The organism is Streptomyces sp. NPDC102490, assembly GCF_044765285.1.
Taxonomy (GTDB): Bacteria; Actinomycetota; Actinomycetes; order Streptomycetales; family Streptomycetaceae; genus Streptomyces.
The window spans coordinates 89,138-106,102 of record NZ_JBIWJU010000019.1 but is presented as its reverse complement, the minus strand read 5'-3'; the positions used below and the strand labels follow the sequence as shown (position 1 = coordinate 106,102).

At 73.8% G+C, this 16,965-nt stretch carries 15 protein-coding genes and 1 rRNA gene; 12 read left to right on the top strand and 4 right to left on the bottom strand.

The features are described 5' to 3' along the window. From rrf to ACIRGB_RS34185, 3 genes are all read left to right on the top strand, one after another. Positions 1-91 (top strand): 5S ribosomal RNA (gene rrf / locus ACIRGB_RS34195); the annotation flags it as partial. Between the two features lie 194 nt (positions 92-285). Further along, positions 286-1,365, top strand: a complete 1,080-nt coding sequence (locus ACIRGB_RS34190; RefSeq protein ID WP_403873117.1) for a hypothetical protein — start codon at positions 286-288, stop codon at positions 1,363-1,365. Beyond that, positions 1,257-2,021, top strand: coding sequence for a tetratricopeptide repeat protein (locus tag ACIRGB_RS34185; protein ID WP_403873114.1), 765 nt, complete (start codon positions 1,257-1,259; stop codon positions 2,019-2,021). The genes ACIRGB_RS34190 and ACIRGB_RS34185 overlap by 109 nt, the downstream gene beginning before the upstream one ends. An 85-nt stretch (positions 2,022-2,106) precedes the next feature. Here the strand turns inward: ACIRGB_RS34185 and ACIRGB_RS34180 are convergent, their stop codons facing one another. Next, a complete protein-coding gene (locus ACIRGB_RS34180; RefSeq protein WP_403873100.1) occupies positions 2,107-3,399 on the bottom strand; it encodes a DUF1015 domain-containing protein in 1,293 nt (430 codons plus the stop codon). Positions 3,400-3,471: 72 nt separating this feature from the next. Here ACIRGB_RS34180 and ACIRGB_RS34175 point away from each other — a divergent pair, with 72 nt between their 5' ends. The 4 genes from ACIRGB_RS34175 (at position 3,472) to ACIRGB_RS34160 (ending at position 7,604) form a co-directional block, all read left to right on the top strand. Next, positions 3,472-4,503 (top strand): HAD hydrolase-like protein, encoded by a 1,032-nt coding sequence (locus ACIRGB_RS34175; protein ID WP_403873097.1) that lies wholly within the window; start codon positions 3,472-3,474, stop codon positions 4,501-4,503. A 121-nt stretch (positions 4,504-4,624) separates the two neighbouring features. Then, positions 4,625-5,671, top strand: coding sequence for a FecCD family ABC transporter permease (locus tag ACIRGB_RS34170; RefSeq protein WP_403873095.1), 1,047 nt, complete (start codon positions 4,625-4,627; stop codon positions 5,669-5,671). 23 nt (positions 5,672-5,694) lie between these two features. After that, entirely contained in the window at positions 5,695-6,732 is a 1,038-nt protein-coding gene (locus tag ACIRGB_RS34165; protein ID WP_403873092.1) for a FecCD family ABC transporter permease, read from the top strand. Then, complete coding sequence (locus ACIRGB_RS34160; protein ID WP_403873089.1) at positions 6,729-7,604, top strand: ABC transporter ATP-binding protein; 876 nt, start codon at positions 6,729-6,731, stop codon at positions 7,602-7,604. Before ACIRGB_RS34165 ends, ACIRGB_RS34160 begins: the two co-directional genes overlap by 4 nt. Here the strand turns inward: ACIRGB_RS34160 and ACIRGB_RS34155 are convergent. Next, entirely contained in the window at positions 7,588-7,935 is a 348-nt protein-coding gene (locus ACIRGB_RS34155) for a sterol-binding protein (protein WP_403873086.1), read from the bottom strand. The genes ACIRGB_RS34160 and ACIRGB_RS34155 overlap by 17 nt on opposite strands. A gap of 42 nt (positions 7,936-7,977) precedes the next feature. Between ACIRGB_RS34155 and ACIRGB_RS34150 the strand changes: the two genes are divergently transcribed. The 5 genes from ACIRGB_RS34150 to ACIRGB_RS34130 all read left to right on the top strand — a co-directional run bounded on the left by ACIRGB_RS34150 (position 7,978) and on the right by ACIRGB_RS34130 (position 13,300). Then, entirely contained in the window at positions 7,978-8,268 is a 291-nt protein-coding gene (locus tag ACIRGB_RS34150) for a hypothetical protein (protein ID WP_403873083.1), read from the top strand. 7 nt (positions 8,269-8,275) lie between these two features. After that, positions 8,276-9,091: a hemolysin gene (locus tag ACIRGB_RS34145; protein ID WP_403873080.1), complete on the top strand. Its 816-nt coding sequence runs from the start codon at positions 8,276-8,278 to the stop codon at positions 9,089-9,091. Further along, positions 9,088-9,993 carry an NAD kinase gene (locus ACIRGB_RS34140; protein ID WP_403873077.1) on the top strand — a complete coding sequence of 302 codons (906 nt, stop codon included), beginning with the start codon at positions 9,088-9,090 and terminating at the stop codon, positions 9,991-9,993. The genes ACIRGB_RS34145 and ACIRGB_RS34140 overlap by 4 nt, the downstream gene beginning before the upstream one ends. A 141-nt stretch (positions 9,994-10,134) precedes the next feature. Beyond that, on the top strand, positions 10,135-11,877 hold the full coding sequence (recN, locus tag ACIRGB_RS34135) for a DNA repair protein RecN (protein WP_403873074.1): 1,743 nt from the start codon (positions 10,135-10,137) through the stop codon (positions 11,875-11,877). Between the two features lie 274 nt (positions 11,878-12,151). Further along, positions 12,152-13,300 carry a glycosyltransferase family 4 protein gene (locus tag ACIRGB_RS34130; protein ID WP_403873071.1) on the top strand — a complete coding sequence of 383 codons (1,149 nt, stop codon included), beginning with the start codon at positions 12,152-12,154 and terminating at the stop codon, positions 13,298-13,300. Positions 13,301-13,344: 44 nt separating this feature from the next. Here ACIRGB_RS34130 and ACIRGB_RS34125 read toward each other — a convergent pair whose 3' ends face one another. Both ACIRGB_RS34125 and ACIRGB_RS34120 read right to left on the bottom strand, forming a co-directional pair. Next, positions 13,345-14,991 (bottom strand): PucR family transcriptional regulator, encoded by a 1,647-nt coding sequence (locus tag ACIRGB_RS34125; RefSeq protein ID WP_403873068.1) that lies wholly within the window; start codon positions 14,989-14,991, stop codon positions 13,345-13,347. A 171-nt stretch (positions 14,992-15,162) separates the two neighbouring features. Further along, complete coding sequence (locus tag ACIRGB_RS34120; RefSeq protein WP_403873111.1) at positions 15,163-16,965, bottom strand: glycoside hydrolase family 15 protein; 1,803 nt, start codon at positions 16,963-16,965, stop codon at positions 15,163-15,165.

Sequence of the window (16,965 nt, the reverse complement as noted above, 5' to 3'; positions counted from 1 at the left end):
GCCCGGTTACATTTCGAACCCGGAAGCTAAGCCTTACAGCGCCGATGGTACTGCAGGGGGGACCCTGTGGGAGAGTAGGACGCCGCCGAACAATCTTTGGGAAGGACCCCTGGTCCCCAGCGTTCAGCTGGGGACCAGGGGTCCTTTCGTTTTTCCAGGGCGCACCGGGTAGCCGGCTGCGCGAGAATGACTTGCGGTACCGAAGACAGGAGTCACCGATGACCACCAACTCTCCCGAGGACCGACCGGAGCGCGACCAGCGGCGACGGGACAGTGGTGACCGCGGTGACCGCCGAGGTCAGCGCAGTGACCGTGGTGGGTTCCGCCGTGACGACCGCAGGGGTGATGCCCGTGGCGGACAGAGTGGCGGCTTCCGCCGTGACGACCGCGACCGTGGGCCTCGCCGTGACGACCGCGATCGTGGGGGCGATCGTCCGACTTTCCGGCGTGACGACCGGCGTGACGATCGTCGGGACGACCGGGGCGGTGACCGTCCCTCGTACCGGCGTGACGACCGGCGTGATGACCGGGGTGGCGAGCGTCCTCCCTTCCGGCGCGACGACCGTCGGGTTGACCGGCCCTCGTTCCGGCGTGACGAGCGTCCCCCCTTCCGCCGTGACGACCGGCGGGATGACCGGCGTGACGGTCGTCGTGAGGACTCCCGTGGTGGCGGTTACGGACGCCGTGACGACCGCGATCGTGGGGGCGACCGTCCCTCGTACCGCCGTGACGACCGTCGGGACGACCGGGGCGGTGACCGTCCCTCCTTCCGGCGTGACGACCGTCGGGACGACCGGGGCGGTGACCGTCCCTCCTTCCGGCGTGACGACCGGGGCGGCGAGCGTCCTCCCTTCCGGCGTGACGACCGGCGTGACGACCGGGGCGGCGACCGTCACTCGTTCCGCCGTGACGAGCGTCCCTCCTTCCGCCGTGACGACCGCCGTGATGACCGGGGTGGCGAGCGTCCTCCCTTCCGGCGGGATGACCGGCGTGACGATCGCCGTGACGACCGTGGTGGTTTCCGTCGGGACGACAACCGTGGTGAGCGGGGCGGGTTCGGGCGGCGTGACGACGGTCGGGGTGGCGACCGCGGTGGGTTCCGTGGGCGGGACGACCGCGGAGGCCGTGGTCCCCGTCGTGACGACCGGGGCGGGCGGCCCGGCGGTTACCGGGGGCGTGACGACCGGCAGGGTGGCGGCGGTGGCCGCTTCCGTGAGGAGCGCGACCGTGACCGGGACCGCGAGCCGATCAAGCGCCTGCCGATCCCCGAGGAAGTCACGGGCGACGAGATCGACAAGGACGTACGGCAGGAGCTCCAGAGCCTGCCCAAGACGCTCGCGGAGGACGTCGCCAGGAACCTGGTGATGGTCGCCCGGCTGCTGGACGAGGACCCCGAGGCCGCGTACGGCTACTCCAGGGTGGCCCTGCGCCTGGCGTCCCGCGTCGCCGCCGTACGGGAAGCGGCCGGGTTCGCCGCGTACGCCAACCAGAAGTACGGGGAGGCGCTGGCGGAGTTCCGGGCGGCGCGGCGGATGACCGGGTCCGTGGAGCTGTGGCCGGTCATGGCCGACTGCGAGCGTGGGCTCGGCCGGCCGGAGAAGGCGCTGGACATGGCCGGTGCCCCCGAGGTGCACAAGCTGGACAAGGCCGGTCAGGTCGAGATGCGCCTCGTCGCGGCCGGTGCCCGGCGTGACATGGGGCAGCTGGACGCGGCCATCGTGACGCTCCAGAGCCCCGAGCTGGCCTCCCACTCCGTACAGCCGTGGACCGCGCGGCTCCGGTACGCCTACGCCGACGCGCTGCTGGCCGCGGGCCGGGAGCAGGAGGCGCGGGAGTGGTTCGCGAAGGCCGTGGAGTCGGACCGGGACGGCAGCACGGACGCCTCAGACCGGCTCGCCGAACTGGACGGCGTGGAGTTCATGGACGCCCTGGACGAGGGTGAGTCCGAGAGCGACGGCGGGGCGAGCCCTTCCGTTGAGGACGAGGTCGAGGTCGAGGACGAAGACGACGACAAGGACTGACGGCTGACGGGCTGATCGTCTGACGGCGTGTCGAAGGGGGCGGGACCGGTTCACGGGCCCGCCCCCTTCGGCGTGTCAGGCCCTCTCAGGTGTCGAGGGTGCGCAGCACCAGGCCCGAGGCCGGTTTCGGGCCGAAGGACGTGGACTTGCGGGGCATCGTGACGCCCTGCCGGGCCAGGTCGCGGACGACCTCCTCGCGGACCGGGTGCATCAGCACCGCCGTACCGCCGTCGCGTTCCGCCTTCTCGACGGTGGCCGCCGTGTCGTGGATGTAGGAGATGTGGGCCGCCGAGTCGTCGGGGACGCGCCAGACATGGGCGAGGAGCGTGGCGTGCAGGACGGTGGCGTCCAGGGTGCGCCAGGCCTCGGGCCGGTCGGTGGGGACCGTGCGGGCCAGCAGGCCGGGCTCCGGCAGGTCGACGAGGTGGAAGTCGCCGTCGCCGGCGAGGAGGAAGGCGTTGCCCGCGGCGGCCGCCTTCGCCAGCGTTTCCAGGGCCGCGTCCAGCGGCGTGCCCAGGCGGCGGACGCGGAAGTGGCCGTCCAGGGCGGCCACGGCGTCGTGCACCGGGATGTTGTGCAGCAGCCGGTGGATGGCGCGGACGCGGAGCGGGTAGCGGGCCGTGTCGACCAGGAGGACCAGGCCGTGGTCCCACGGGCTGGGCGAAGGGTGTTCCGCGCGCAGGGTGCGGTAGGTGGCCCAGCGGTGGTGGCCGTCGGCGATGAGGGCCTGGTGCCGGGACAGCTCGGCCTGGACGCGGGCCACGGTGTCCGGGTCCGTGACCGACCACAGGCGGTGGCAGTGGCCGTCCTCCGTTGTAGTGGAGAGGAGCGGCGGCTGTTCGGCGGTGCGTTCCACGAGGGCGGTGGTGGCCGGCGCCTCGCCGTCGCTGCGGTAGGTCAGGAGCAGCGGTTCGAGGTTCGCCCGGGTGGCCCGCATGAGCGCCGCGCGGTCGGCGACGACGTGCGGCATGACGTCCTCGTGCGGCAGGACCACCTGCTCGGCGGGGTCCGACACGCGCAGGGCGCCGATGACGCCGCGCTGCACCATGCCGTCGCGGTCGCGTTGCTCGTAGACGTACAGGCCCGGTTCGGGGTCGGTGGTCAGGACGCCCTCCGCCGTCCAGCGCCGTAGGGTGCGCGCGGCCTGCTCGTTGCGCTCCTCGGGCGTGGCGGCCTGCGGCAGGATCAGCCGGACGATGTTGTACGGGTCGGCGGACTCGAGGTGGAGCAGGCCGTCGGGGCGGACCACGACGTCGTAGGGAGGGGAGGTCACGGCGGCCAGGCTGCCGACCCGGTCGGGGTCGTAACGGAGGCCTCGGAACGGGGTGAGTTCCAGGCCCCGGCGCGCCGTTGCTTCCGGGTGACCTGCAGAGTTCATCCCGGCATCGTACGTGTGTCGGTGGCATGGGGGATGATCGGGGGAAAGGCGACGAACGAGGAGCGATGCGGAATGAGCCGGAGCGTCAGGACGAGGCCCGAGGGCAGTGGGCGGGAGCTGCACGAGGCCTACGACACGGCGCTGCTCGACCTGGACGGCGTGGTGTACGCCGGGGGGCACGCGATCGCGCACGCCGTCGACTCCCTCGCCGCGGCCCACGACGGCGGCATGCGCCTGGCGTACGTCACCAACAACGCGCTCCGTACCCCCGACGCGGTGGCCGCGCACCTGACCGAGCTGGGCATACCGACGGGGGCCGAAGACGTCATCACGTCGGCGCAGGCGGTGGCCCGGCTGATCGCCGAGCAGCTGCCCCCGGGGGCGCGGGTGCTGGTGATCGGCGGTGAGGGGCTGCGTGTGGCGCTGCGTGAGCGCGGTCTCGAGCCCGTGGAGTCGGCCGAGGACGATCCGGCGGCCGTGGTGCAGGGGTTCGGCGGTCCCGAGCTGCCGTGGGGCCGGTTCGCCGAGGCCTGCTACGCGATCGCGCGGGGCGTCCCCTGGTACGCCTCCAACACCGACCTGACCATCCCCGGCGCCCGCGGAATCGCCCCGGGCAACGGCGCGGCGGTGGAGGTCGTGCGGATCGCGACCGGCGCCGAGCCGCAGGTCGCCGGGAAACCCCTGCCCCCCATGCACCGGGAGACGATCCTGCGGACCGGCGCCCAGCGCCCGTTGGTGGTGGGCGACCGGCTGGACACGGACATCGAGGGCGCGTTCAACGGCGAGGTCGACTCGCTGCTCGTCCTGACCGGCGTGACCGACGGGCCGCAGTTGCTCGCGGCGCCGCCGCAGCACCGGCCGACCTACGTGGACGCCGATCTGCGCGGGCTGCTCACCGGGCAGCCGGAGGTCACGGGTGACGCGGAGGAAGGCTTCCGCTGCGGAGGCTGGACGGCGACGGCGGGTGAGGAGCGGCTGGAACTGGACGGCGAGGGCGCGGCGCTGGACGGGCTGCGCGCGCTGTGCGCGGCGGCCTGGACGGCGGGCGGCGAGCGGGGCTGCGGGCTGGACTCCGGGAAGGCGCTGGCGCGGCTGGGGTTGTGACGGCGGCGTACGGGGAAGACGCCCGTTCACGAAGCTCACGAGTGGGACGGATGCGGGCCGGCGGCCTCCGGGCAGCCCTCGGGAATCGTGATCGATTGGCAGGGTAGGCTAACCTAACTGCGTGTTGGTCGACAGTCCCCCCGAACAGCGCGCGGAGACCGCTCCCGCGCCGCCCGCCAAGCGCCGCGTCCTGCGTGCCGCGGGGCTGCCCGTCTCCGTCGCGGTCCTGGTGTTCCTCGCGTTGGCGAGCATCGCGATCGGCGCCAAGGACCTGTCCCTGGCCCAGGTCTGGCACGGCCTCTTCCACGACTCGGGCACCTACGGCGACGTCGTGGTCGGTGAGCGTCTGTCGCGCACCGTCCTCGGCCTGCTGGCCGGGGCCGCCCTCGGCCTCGCGGGCGCCGTACTCCAGGCGCTGACCCGCAATCCGCTGGCCGATCCCGGACTGCTCGGCATCAACGCGGGCGCCTCGGCGGCCGTCGTCACGGGCATCACCTTCTTCGGCGTCACCTCGCTGTCCGGGTACGTGTGGTTCGCCTTCGCCGGTGCGGCGGGGGTCGGCGCACTGGTCTGGTTCCTGGGCGGCAGCCGGGGAGCCACGCCGGTGCGGCTGGTGCTGGCCGGGACCGCGATCAGCGCCGCGCTCTTCGGCTACCTCCAGGCCGTGATGATCATGGACGACGCGGCGCTGGGCCGGATGCGCTTCTGGACGGTCGGTTCGCTCGCCTCGGCGACAACCGGCACCATCAGGGAAGTGCTGCCGTTCTTCGTGGCGGGCACGGTCCTCGCCCTCGCGCTCGCCCGGCCGCTCAACGCCATGGAAATGGGCGACGACACCGCCCAGGCCCTCGGCGCCCACCTCAACCGCACCCGGGCGCTGTCCATGCTCGCCGCGACCGTGCTGTGCGGCGCCGCGACCGCCGCCTGCGGGCCGATCGTGTTCGTCGGGCTGATGATCCCGCACATCGTCCGCTCCTTCACCGGACCCGACATGCGCTGGATCCTGCCGTACGCGGCGATCCTGTCCCCGGTGCTGCTGCTCGGCGCGGACGTCCTCGGCCGGATCGTCGCCCGGCCCTCGGAACTCCAGGTCGGCATCGTCACCGCCGTCCTCGGCGGGCCGGTCTTCATCTTTCTCGTACGACGGCGGAGGACGGCCCAGCTGTGAAGAACGGGAAGACCGTGAAGACCGTGAAGAGCAACCGTGCCGTGCGCACCGCGGGCGGACTGTCCCTGCGCCTGGACGTCCGGGCCGTGGTCGTCGTCGCCCTGCTGCTGCTCCTCGCGCTCGCCGCGAGCGTGCTGCTGATCGGCACCGGCGACTTCGACATACCGGCCGCCGACGTGCTGAGGACCCTGGTCGGCCGGGGCAACGCCGGGCAGGAGTTCATCGTCAACGAGCTGCGGCTGCCGCGGGTCCTGGTCGGACTGCTGGTCGGCGGCGCCCTCGGCGTCGGCGGCGCGCTCTTCCAGGCCATCTCCCGCAACCCGCTCGGCAGTCCGGACGTCCTGGGCCTCGGGCAGGGTGCCACGGCCGGTGCGCTCATCATGATCGTCCTGTTCTCCGGCAGCGCGGCCCAGGTCACCGTCGGCGCGCTCGTCGGCGGCCTGGTGACCGGTCTCGCCATCTATCTGCTCGCCTGGAAGCAGGGCGTGCACGGATACCGACTGGTCCTGGTCGGTATCGGCGTGTCCGCGATCGTCACGGCGGTCAACGGCTACCTGCTGACCCGCGCCGACATCGTCGACGCCTCCCGCGCCGTCGTCTGGATGACCGGCTCCCTCAACGGCCGCGACTGGGACCAGGTCTGGCCCCTGCTCGCGCTGTGCGCCGTCCTCGTCCCACTGGTGCTCACCAACGGGCGGGCGCTGCGCATGATGGAGATGGGCGACGACATCTCGTACGCCCTCGGGGTGCGCGTCGAGCGGGTGCGGGCGCTGCTGATGGTGGCCGCCGTCCTGCTCACCGCCTCGGCCACCGCCGCCGCGGGACCGGTCAGCTTCGTCGCGCTCACCGCGCCGCAGCTCGCCCGGCGGCTGACCCGCTCGCCCGGCCCCAACCTGCTGCCGTCCCTGTGCATGGGCGCCGCCCTGCTGGTCGGCGCCGACTTCCTCTCGCAGCGGGTCTTCGGCGCCGACCAGCTGCCCGTCGGCGTCGTCACCGGCGTCCTCGGCGGCGTCTACCTGCTGTGGCTGCTGGTCACCGAGCGCAAGGCGGGCCGGATATGAGCGCCGGCACCGGCCACCGCGGCGGGCCCAAGAACCGAAGGAGCAACGTGAACCGTCTGACCGCCGAGAACGTCACCCTCGCCTACGACCAGCGGGTCATCGCGGAGAAGCTGTCGGTGGAGATACCCGACCACTCCTTCACGGTGATCGTCGGCCCGAACGCGTGCGGCAAGTCCACCCTGCTGCGCGCCCTGTCCCGGATGCTCAAGCCGAGCGAGGGCCGGGTGCTGCTCGACGGGTCGGTCATCCAGTCGATGCCCGCCAAGCAGGTCGCCCGGACCCTCGGCCTGCTCCCGCAGTCCTCCCTCGCGCCCGACGGCATCACCGTCGGCGACCTCGTCGGCCGCGGCCGCTACCCGCACCAGGGCATCCTGCGCCAGTGGTCGACCGAGGACGAGCGGGTCGTCCAGGAGTCGATGGCCCAGACCGGCATCTCCGAACTGGCCGACCGCTACGTCGACGAACTCTCCGGCGGACAGCGCCAGCGCGTGTGGATCGCCATGGCGCTCGCCCAGCAGACCCCGCTGCTGCTCCTCGACGAGCCGACGACATACCTGGACATCCAGCACCAGATCGACGTCCTCGACCTGTGCGCCGAACTCCACGAGGAGCAGGGCCGCACCCTCGTGGCCGTGCTGCACGACCTCAACCACGCCGCCCGCTACGCCACCCACCTCATCGCCCTGCGCGACGGGGAGATCATCGCCGAGGGCGCGCCGAAGGACATCGTCACCGCCGACCTGGTCGAGCGGGTCTTCGGACTGCGCTGCCAGGTCATCGACGACCCGGAGACGGGGACGCCGCTGGTGGTGCCGGCCGCGCGCAAGGGGCGTACCAAGCCGGCGCAAACAGCCGCTACAGGAGCTTTCTGAGCCGGAACAGGTCACGCAGGCCCGCCTCCAGCCTCACCCGGCCCGAGCCCCACGCCTTGGCGAAGTTCAGTTCGCCCGCCACCAGGGCCACCAGGTCGTCGCCGGTCATCGCCAGCCTGATCTCGGCCTTCTCGCGCGGCGGACCCTTCAGGGTCTCGCGCACGTCGATGCGGCCGTCCGCCATGCGTCCGGCGAAGGTGACGTCCAGGTCGGTGATGTGGCAGCTCACCGAGCGGTCCAGCTCCGTGGCCGACCGCACGTCCCCTTCGGCGCCGCGCATGCTGTCCGAGAGCTTGTCGAGTGCGGCACGGCACTCCTCAGTCGTCGCCATCGGGACCGACCGTACCCCAGCACCACGCGGTAGCGTCGGGGCATGAGCGACGCAGTACCGGAGCCGGAGCCCGAGGAGACGGAGCCCGGCGCCCGCCCGGACCCCGGGTACGAGCCGGCCGCCCCCGCCCCGCTGGACGTTTCCCGCACCCCCACCGGGAACGCCGAGGTCGACGCCCGGCTGGCGCGGCTGGCCGACGCCGACCACCTGGCCACCGACGGACATGTCGAGGTGTACGAGGATGTACACCGGGGGCTGCGCGACGCGCTCACCGCGCTCGACGCCCGCCCGGGACCACCGGCGCCCCCGTCCCCGCACGAACACAGGAGCTGAACCGAACGTGGCAGGAGTCGCACGCCGCCGTCTCGACGCGGAGCTGGTCCGCCGCAAGCTGGCGCGCTCGCGCGAGCACGCGAGCCAGCTGATCGCCGCCGGGCGGGTCACCGTCGGCAAGACCGTCGCGACGAAGCCCGCCACCCAGGTCGAGACCGCCGCCGCGATCGTGGTGACCGCGGACGACAACGACCCCGACTACGTCTCGCGCGGCGGCCACAAGCTCGCCGGGGCGCTGTCGGCGTTCGTTCCGCAGGGCCTCGTCGTCGAGGGGCGGCGGGCCCTGGACGCCGGTGCCTCCACCGGCGGCTTCACCGACGTACTGCTGCGGGCGGGCGCCGCGCACGTCGTCGCCGTGGACGTCGGATACGGGCAACTCGCCTGGAGTCTCCGGCAGGATGAACGCGTCACCGTCAAGGACCGTACGAACGTACGCGAGTTGACGCCGGAAGCGATCGATGGGGAGCCCGTGGACCTGGTCGTGGGGGATCTGTCCTTCATCCCGCTCGGGCTGGTACTGCCCGCACTGGTGCGCTGCACCCGGCCGGACGCCGACCTGGTGATGATGGTGAAGCCGCAGTTCGAGGTGGGGAAGGAACGTCTCGGCAGCGGGGGAGTGGTACGCAGCGCGCAGTTGCGGGCCGAGGCCGTGCGGGCGGTGGCGCGGCGGGCCTGGGAGCTGGGGCTCGGGGTGAAGGGGGTCACCGCCAGTCCGCTGCCCGGTCCCTCCGGGAACGTCGAGTACTTTCTGTGGCTGCGGGCCGGTGCCGGTGAACTGGACCCGGCCGACGTTGACCGTGCAGTGGCGGAGGGGCCGCGTTGACACAGAACCGAGCGCGTACTGTTTTCCTGCTCGCCCACACCGGGCGCCCCGCTGCCATCCGCAGCGCCGAGCTGGTGGTCAAGGGGCTGCAGCGGGCCGGGATCGGCGTACGGGTCCTGGAGGCCGAGGCGCGCGACCTGCCGCTGCCGGGCGAGGTGGAGCTGGTCGGCGAGGCCACGCCGCAGTGCCTGGACGGATGCGAGCTGCTGATCGTGCTGGGCGGCGACGGCACGCTGCTGCGCGGCGCCGAGTTCGCCCGCGCCTCCGGCGTGCCGATGCTCGGCGTCAACCTCGGCCGGGTCGGCTTCCTCGCGGAGGCCGAGCGCGACGACCTGGACAAGGTCGTCGACCGGGTGGTGAGCCGGGCCTACGAGGTCGAGGAGCGGATGACGGTCGACGTCGTCGTGCACCGCAACGGCGACATCGTGCACACCGACTGGGCGCTGAACGAGGCGGCCGTGCAGAAGGCGGGCGCGGAGAAGCTGCTGGAAGTCGTGCTGGAGATCGACGGCCGGCCGGTGACCGGGTTCGGCTGCGACGGCATCGTGCTGTCGACGCCGACCGGGTCGACGGCGTACGCGTTCTCGGCCGGGGGCCCGGTGGTGTGGCCCGAGGTGGAGGCGCTGCTGATGGTGCCGATCAGCGCCCACGCGCTGTTCGCGAAGCCGCTGGTGACCTCGCCGGACTCGGTGCTCGCGGTGGAGGTGCTGCCGCATGTCCCGCCGGGGGTGCTGTGGTGTGACGGGCGGCGGACGGTGGAGCTGCCGCCGGGGGCGCGGGTGGAGGTGCGGCGGGGGGCGGTGCCGGTGCGGTTGGCTCGGTTGCACCATGCGTCGTTCACTGATCGGTTGGTCGCGAAGTTCGCGCTGCCGGTGTCGGGGTGGCGCGGGGCGCCGCACTAGCGGTCTCGAAGGGGTGGTTTCGGTGCCTCGCGGGCTGCGGGTGCGTTGTGGCTGGTCGCGCAGTTCCCCGCGCCCCTGAGCGGCGTGCACTGCACGGCGTTGAAAGGGCGGCCTGTGTGCGCTTCCTGCCCTTGACCTCGTATGGTCGTGTCCGTGCTTGAGGAGATGCGGATACGGTCGCTCGGGGTCATCGACGACGCCGTGGTCGAGCTGTCGCCCGGGTTCACCGCTGTCACCGGTGAGACGGGTGCCGGCAAGACCATGGTGGTCACCAGCCTGGGGCTGCTGCTGGGCGGACGCGCGGACGCGGCGCTCGTGCGGATCGGGGCGAAGAACGCGGTCGTCGAGGGGCGCATCGCCGTGCCCGGCGACGCCGCGGCCGCCGTCCGGGCCGAGGAGGCCGGGGCCGAGCTGGACGACGGGGCCCTGCTGATCAGCCGTACCGTTTCCGCCGAGGGGCGCTCGCGGGCGCATCTGGGCGGGCGGTCGGTGCCGGTGGGGGTGCTCGCCGAGCTGGCCGACGAGCTGGTGGCCGTGCACGGGCAGACCGACCAGCAGGGGCTGCTCAAGCTGTCCCGGCAGCGGCAGGCGCTCGACCGGTACGCGGGCGACGCGGTCGCCGTCCCGCTCACCAAGTACGCCGAGGCGTACCGCCGGCTGCGGGCCGTCACCACGGAGCTGGAGGAGATCACCACGCGTGCGCGTGAGCGCGCCCAGGAGGCCGACCTCCTGCGCTACGGCCTCGACGAGATCGCGGCCGTCGAGCCGCGCGCCGGTGAGGACGTGGAGCTGGCGGAGGAGGCGGAGCGGCTGGGGCACGCCGAGGCGCTCGCGTCGGCCGCCACGGCCGCCCACGCCGCCCTGGCGGGCAACCCGGAGGACCCCGAGGGCGTGGACGGCTCCACGCTCGTCGCGGGCGCGCAGCGGGCCCTGGACGCCGTACGGTCCCACGACCCGGCGCTGGCCGCGCTCGCCGAGCGGATCGGTGAGGTCGGCATCCTGCTGCGCGACGTGGCCGGGGAACTCGCCGGGTACGCCGACGACCTGGACGCCGACCCGCTGCGTCTGGCGGCGGTCGAGGAGCGCCGGGCCGCGCTCACGGCGCTGACCCGGAAGTACGGCGAGGACATCGCGGCCGTGCTGAGCTGGGCCGAGCAGAGCGCCGCGCGGCTGACCGAGCTGGACGGCGACGACGAGCGGATCGGCGAGCTGACCGCCGAGCGGGACGCGCTGCGGGCGGAGCTGGGCGGGCTCGCCCAGGCGCTGACCGACGCGCGTACCGAGGCCGCCGAGCGGTTCGCCGCCGCGGTGACCGCCGAGCTGGCGTCACTGGCCATGCCCCACGCGCGCGTGTCGTTCGAGATCCGGCAGACCGAGGACCCGGAGGGCGTCGAGGTCGGCGGGCGGACGGTCGCCTGCGGCCCGTCGGGCGCCGACGAGGTGGAGCTGCTGCTGGCCCCGCACCCCGGGGCGCCGCCGCGGCCCATCGCCAAGGGCGCCTCCGGTGGTGAGCTGTCGCGCGTGATGCTGGCCGTGGAGGTGGTCTTCGCGGGCACCGATCCGGTGCCGACGTACCTGTTCGACGAGGTCGACGCCGGGGTCGGCGGCAAGGCGGCGGTGGAGATCGGGCGGCGGCTGGCGCGGCTGGCGAAGAGCGCGCAGGTCGTGGTGGTCACGCATCTGCCGCAGGTGGCCGCGTTCGCCGACCGGCAGCTGCTGGTGGAGAAGACGAACGACGGCTCGGTCACCCGCTCCGGCGTGAAGGTCCTGGAGGGCGAGGACCGGGTGCGGGAACTCTCCCGGATGCTCGCCGGCCAGGAGGACTCGGAGACGGCCCGCGCCCACGCGGAGGAACTGCTGGAGACGGCCCGGGCCGACCAGTAGCACTCCGGCGTCCGAGCGGGCGTACGGGGCTCCCGGACGTACGCCCCGGACGGGCCGGTGCGACGGCGTGACATTCACTCGTACGAGTGAGGCGGTTCCGTGTCGTTGTCCCGTCGGCCGTCCGGGCGCGGCGGTCGTCGTTCCCGGAACACCCGTGCGGCCTGGCATCCTTGACGGAGCGGCGCACCGGAATCCGCCCGGCGCGCCCCGTCCGCACCATCCTTCTGTACGTTCTTCGTGACCGTCCCCCCGCCGAACCAGGAGCCGCGGCCAGGTGACCCCCGTGAGCAGCCACTCACCGCACGGCCAGTCGCCCCTGCGCACCGTGCAGGTGCTGGGCGGCGGCAACGCCGGCAGCAGCGCGCACGTGCGCTCGCTGGCCGCGGGGCTCGTCGCACGGGGCGTGAAAGTGACGGTGTGCGCCCCCTTTGATGCGGAGCGCATCTACGACTTCACGGGCGCCGGGGCCGACCACGTGCCCGTGCCGCGCAGCAGCGATCCCGTCTCGGTGGCCGCGCTGCGCACGGTGTGCGCCGAGGCCGACCTGGTGCACGCGCACGGGCTGCACGCCTCCTTCCGGGCCGCCCTGGCCCTGGGCGGGCGGCGCGTGCGCACACCGCTCGTCGTCACCTGGCACGACCGGGCGCACGCCGAGGGAGCCCGCGGCCAGTTGCTGCGCGTGCTGGAGCGGCGGGTGATGAAGGCCGCCACCGTCGTGCTCGGCGCCACCTCCGAACTGGTCGACGGGGCGCGGCGGACGGGCGCGCGGGACGCCCGGCTCGGCCCCGTCGCACTGCCCGCCCGGCCGGACCGGCCCGCCGGTCCCGAGGACCCCGACCGGCTGCGGCCCAAGGTCCGGGCCGAACTCGGCGTCATCGACCGCCCGTTGCTCGTCGCCGTCGGCTCCCTGGAGCCGCACCGGGGCTACGACGTCCTGCTCGACGCCGCCCGCGTGTGGCGCCGCCTCGACCCGGCACCGCTGGTCGTGGTCGCCGGGGAGGGGCCGCTGCGCGGCGAGTTGCAGGGGCGGATCGAGGGCGAGGGACTGCCGGTGGTGCTCGTCGGCAGCCGCGACGACGTGCCGGACCTGCTGGCGGCGGCCGACCTGGCGCTGCTGCCGAGCCGCCGGGAGCCGGGGCGTTCCCTCCTCGCCCAGGAGGCACTCCACGCGCGCGTGCCGCTCGTCGCCGGTGCCGCCGGCGGCATCCCCGAGCTGGTCGGCGACGCCGCCGAACTCGTGCCACCGGGGGACGCGCGGGCGCTCGCCGACGCCGTGGTCCGCCTGCTCGCCGACCCCGCGCGGCGGGACGAGCTGCGGGAGCGGGGCGCACGGCAGACGGCCACCTGGCCGACCGAGGACGAGACCGTCGCCCAGGTGCTGAGCATCTACGACGAGTTGACGCAGCCCACGCCGTTGCTCTAGGCACCCGCCTCGGACTCCGCCGGACAGGCTCCGCCGGACAGGCCCTAGGGCACGTGCCGGCGGGCGCGCAGGGCCAGGCTCAACGCCAGTACGGTCTGCGGGTCGTCGAGGTCCGTGCCCAGCAACTCCCCGATCCTCGCCAGCCGGTTGTAGAGCGTCTGCCGGTTGAGGTGGAGTTCGCGGGCCGTCTCCGCCTTGCGGCCGGCGTGGGCCAGGTACGTCTGGAGGGTGGGCAGCAGGGGCGGCTTCGCGCGCTCGTCGTGGTCCCGCAGCGGGCCGATCGCCCGGTCCACGAACGCCGCCAGGTCCGGGTGCTCGCGCAGCCGCCACAGCAGCAGGTCGATGTCCAGGCGCCGGGCGTCGTACCAGGGCCGGTCGGTCAGGCCCTGCGCCGCGGTCGCGGTCTCCGCCGCGTGCCTGAGGCCCGCCGAGGCCGCCGCCCAGCCGCCGGGGACCCCGACGACCACGACGGGCGGCTGCGCCCCCGGCCGCTGCATCCCGGCCCGCTCCGCGCCCGCCCGCAGCGCCGCCGCGACCCGGTCGGCGACCGCCGCCCGCTCCGACTCCGAGCGCAGCCCCAGCAGCAGCGGGACCCGGCCTTCCACCGGCCGCACGCCCAGCAGGACCGGAACCCCCACCGAGGCCAGTTCCTCGGCGACCGCGCGCGCCAGCACCGCCCAGCCGCCGCCCGCCGGGGACAGGGCGTCACCCAGCCGCATCACCACCGGCAGCAGGGGGCCCGAGCCCGGTTTGAAGCCCAGGACCCGGGCCTGCGCCGGGGCGTCCTCGGCGGTGATCCGGCCCTCGGCGAGGTCGGTGAGGAAGTCGCCCCGCCCGCGCGCCGCCAGCTCCTCCTCCTGCCGGGCCTGCATCAGCACCACGGCGAGGATGCCCGCCGCCCGCTCCGCCGCCATCCGGTGCACCGGCGCCAGCGGGGACCGTACCGGCAGCAGGGCGAGGCGGGCCCGGACCGACCCGGTGCCCGGTCCGCCGCCGGGCACGTCCACGAGCACCGAGCCCGCCGGGGGCGGCGCCTCCTTGTGCGGGCCCCGCAGCCCCTCCCAGACCTGGAGGGGGTCGGCGCCCTCGGGCCCGGAACCGGCGGCGTACAGCAGGCGGCCGTCGGTGGTCTCCAGGAAGACCGGGTTGCCGGCGAAGTCGGCCAGGATGGCGAGGACCTGGGGCACTCCGCCGCCGCCCAGCAGGGCCTCGGTGCAGCGGCGGTGCACCTCCTCGGCACGCTGGAGCAGCGCGTAGTGGCCGTTGACGATCTCGGTGTGGATCTCCTCGGTGACCGTCACGAACGGCACCTCGCGGTGCAGCTGCACCAGCGGCAGCCCGGCCGCGCGGGCCGTGTCGACCAGCGCCGCCGGCAGCCGGGCGAAGCGCGGGCCCAGCTCCACGACGAGCGCCGCGATGCCCCGCTCGGCCAGCGTGCGCACGAACGCCCGCTGCTCGGCGGGACGGGTGCCGAGGCCGTACCCCGTGGTCAGCAGCAGTTCGCCGCCCTTGAGCAGCGAGGCGATGTTGGGTACCTCACCGGCGTGCACCCAGCGCACCGTGCGCTGCATGCGGTCGGCGCCCGCCAGGACCTCCGGCAGACCGCTGCGCAGCCCGGGCAGCTCCAGTGCCCGCCGCACGGTGATCCCGGCGCCCTGCGTGTCGAATCCGCTGTTCATGCCGCTGTCCATGGGCCGGACGCTACCCGGCGCGGCACCGCCCCGGACATCCACCCGGCTTCCCCCCGACGAGCCCTTGCGGGTGACGCGGCCGGGCGCCCGGCCGGCGTGGCGCCGGGCACGTCCAGCGGCCGGACGGCCCGCAACGGACCTGCTGCCGTTCAGGCGCCGAGCGCCCCGTGCTCAGCCGCCGTACGCCCCGCTCGCCGTCAGCCTGAGGGCCGTGTCGATCAGGGGGACGTGGCTGAAGGCCTGGGGGAAGTTGCCGACCTGGCGTTGCAGGCGGGGGTCCCACTCCTCGGCCAGCAGGCCCAGGTCGTTGCGCAGCGAGAGGAGCTTCTCGAACAGCTTCCGCGCCTCGTCGACCCGGCCGATCATCGCCAGGTCGTCCGCCATCCAGAACGAGCAGGCCAGGAAGGCCCCCTCGTCGCCCGGCAGACCGTCCACGCCCTCGTCCTTGCCGTCCGTCGGGTAGCGCAGGATGAAGCCGTCCGAGGTGGACAGCTCACGCTGGATGGCCTCGATGGTGCCGATGACCCGCTTGTCGTCCGGCGGCAGGAAGCCCATCTGCGGGATCAGCAGCAGGGAGGCGTCCAGCTCCTGGGAGCCGTAGGACTGCGTGAAGGTGTTGCGTTCCTTGTCGTAGCCCTTCTCGCACACGTCCCGGTGGATGTCGTCGCGCAGCTGCTTCCAGCGCTCCAGCGGGCCGTCGGCGTCGCCGGACTCGATCAGCTTGATGGTGCGGTCGACGGCGACCCAGGCCATCACCTTGGAGTGCACGAAGTGGCGGCGCGGGCCGCGCACCTCCCAGATGCCCTCGTCCGGCTCGTGCCAGTGGGACTCCAGGTACCGGATCAGCTTGAGCTGGAGCACCGACGCGTAGTCGTTGCGGGCCAGGCCCGTCATGTGGCCCAGGTGCAGGGCCTCGGTCACCTCGCCGTAGACGTCCAGCTGGAGCTGGTGGGCCGCGCCGTTGCCGACCCGGACCGGGCCGGAGCCCTCGTAGCCGGGCAGCCAGTCCAGCTCCGCCTCGCCCAGCTCGCGCTCGCCCGCGATGCCGTACATGATCTGAAGGTTCTCGGGGTCGCCGGCGACCGCGCGCAGCAGCCACTCGCGCCAGGCGCGGGCCTCCTCGCGGTAGCCCGTGCGCAGCAGCGAGGAGAGCGTGATCGCCGCGTCGCGCAGCCAGGTGTAGCGGTAGTCCCAGTTGCGGACGCCGCCGATGTCCTCCGGCAGGGAGGTGGTGGGCGCGGCGACGATGCCGCCGGTGGGGGCGTACGTCAGGGCCTTCAGCGTGATCAGGGAGCGGACCACGGCCTCCCGGTAGGGACCGTGGTACGTACAGTGCTCGACCCAGTCGCGCCAGAAGTCCTCGGTGGCCACCAGCGACTGCTCGGGCTCCGGCAGCGCCGGCGGCTCCTTGTGCGAGGGCTCCCACGAGATGGTGAACGCGATCCGGTCACCCGGCGCCACCGTGAAGTCCGCGTACGTGGTGAGCGCCTTGCCGTAGGTCTCCGCCTCTGTGTCGAACCACACGGAGTCCGGGCCCGCGACGGCCACCGTGCGGCCCTCGTGCTTGTGCACCCAGGGGACCACCCGGCCGTAGCTGAACCGCATCCGCAGCTCCGAGCGCATCGGCACCCGGCCGGAGACGCCCTCCACGATCCGGATCAGCTGCGGCGCGCCGTCGCGCGGTGGCATGAAATCGATCACCCGGACGGTGCCGCGCGGGGTGTCCCACTCGGACTCCAGGATCAGGGAGTCGCCGCGGTAGGTCCGGCGGGTCGAGGTGGGCGGTTCGGCGCCGGGCGCGTACGCGGGGCCGAGCCGCCAGAATCCGTGCTCCCCGGTGCCCAGCAGGCCGGCGAAGATGGCATGCGAGTCGAAGCGGGGCAGGCACAGCCAGTCGACTGTGCCGTCCCGGCAGACCAGGGCAGCGGTCTGCATGTCTCCGATGAGTGCGTAGTCTTCGATGCGCCCGGCCAC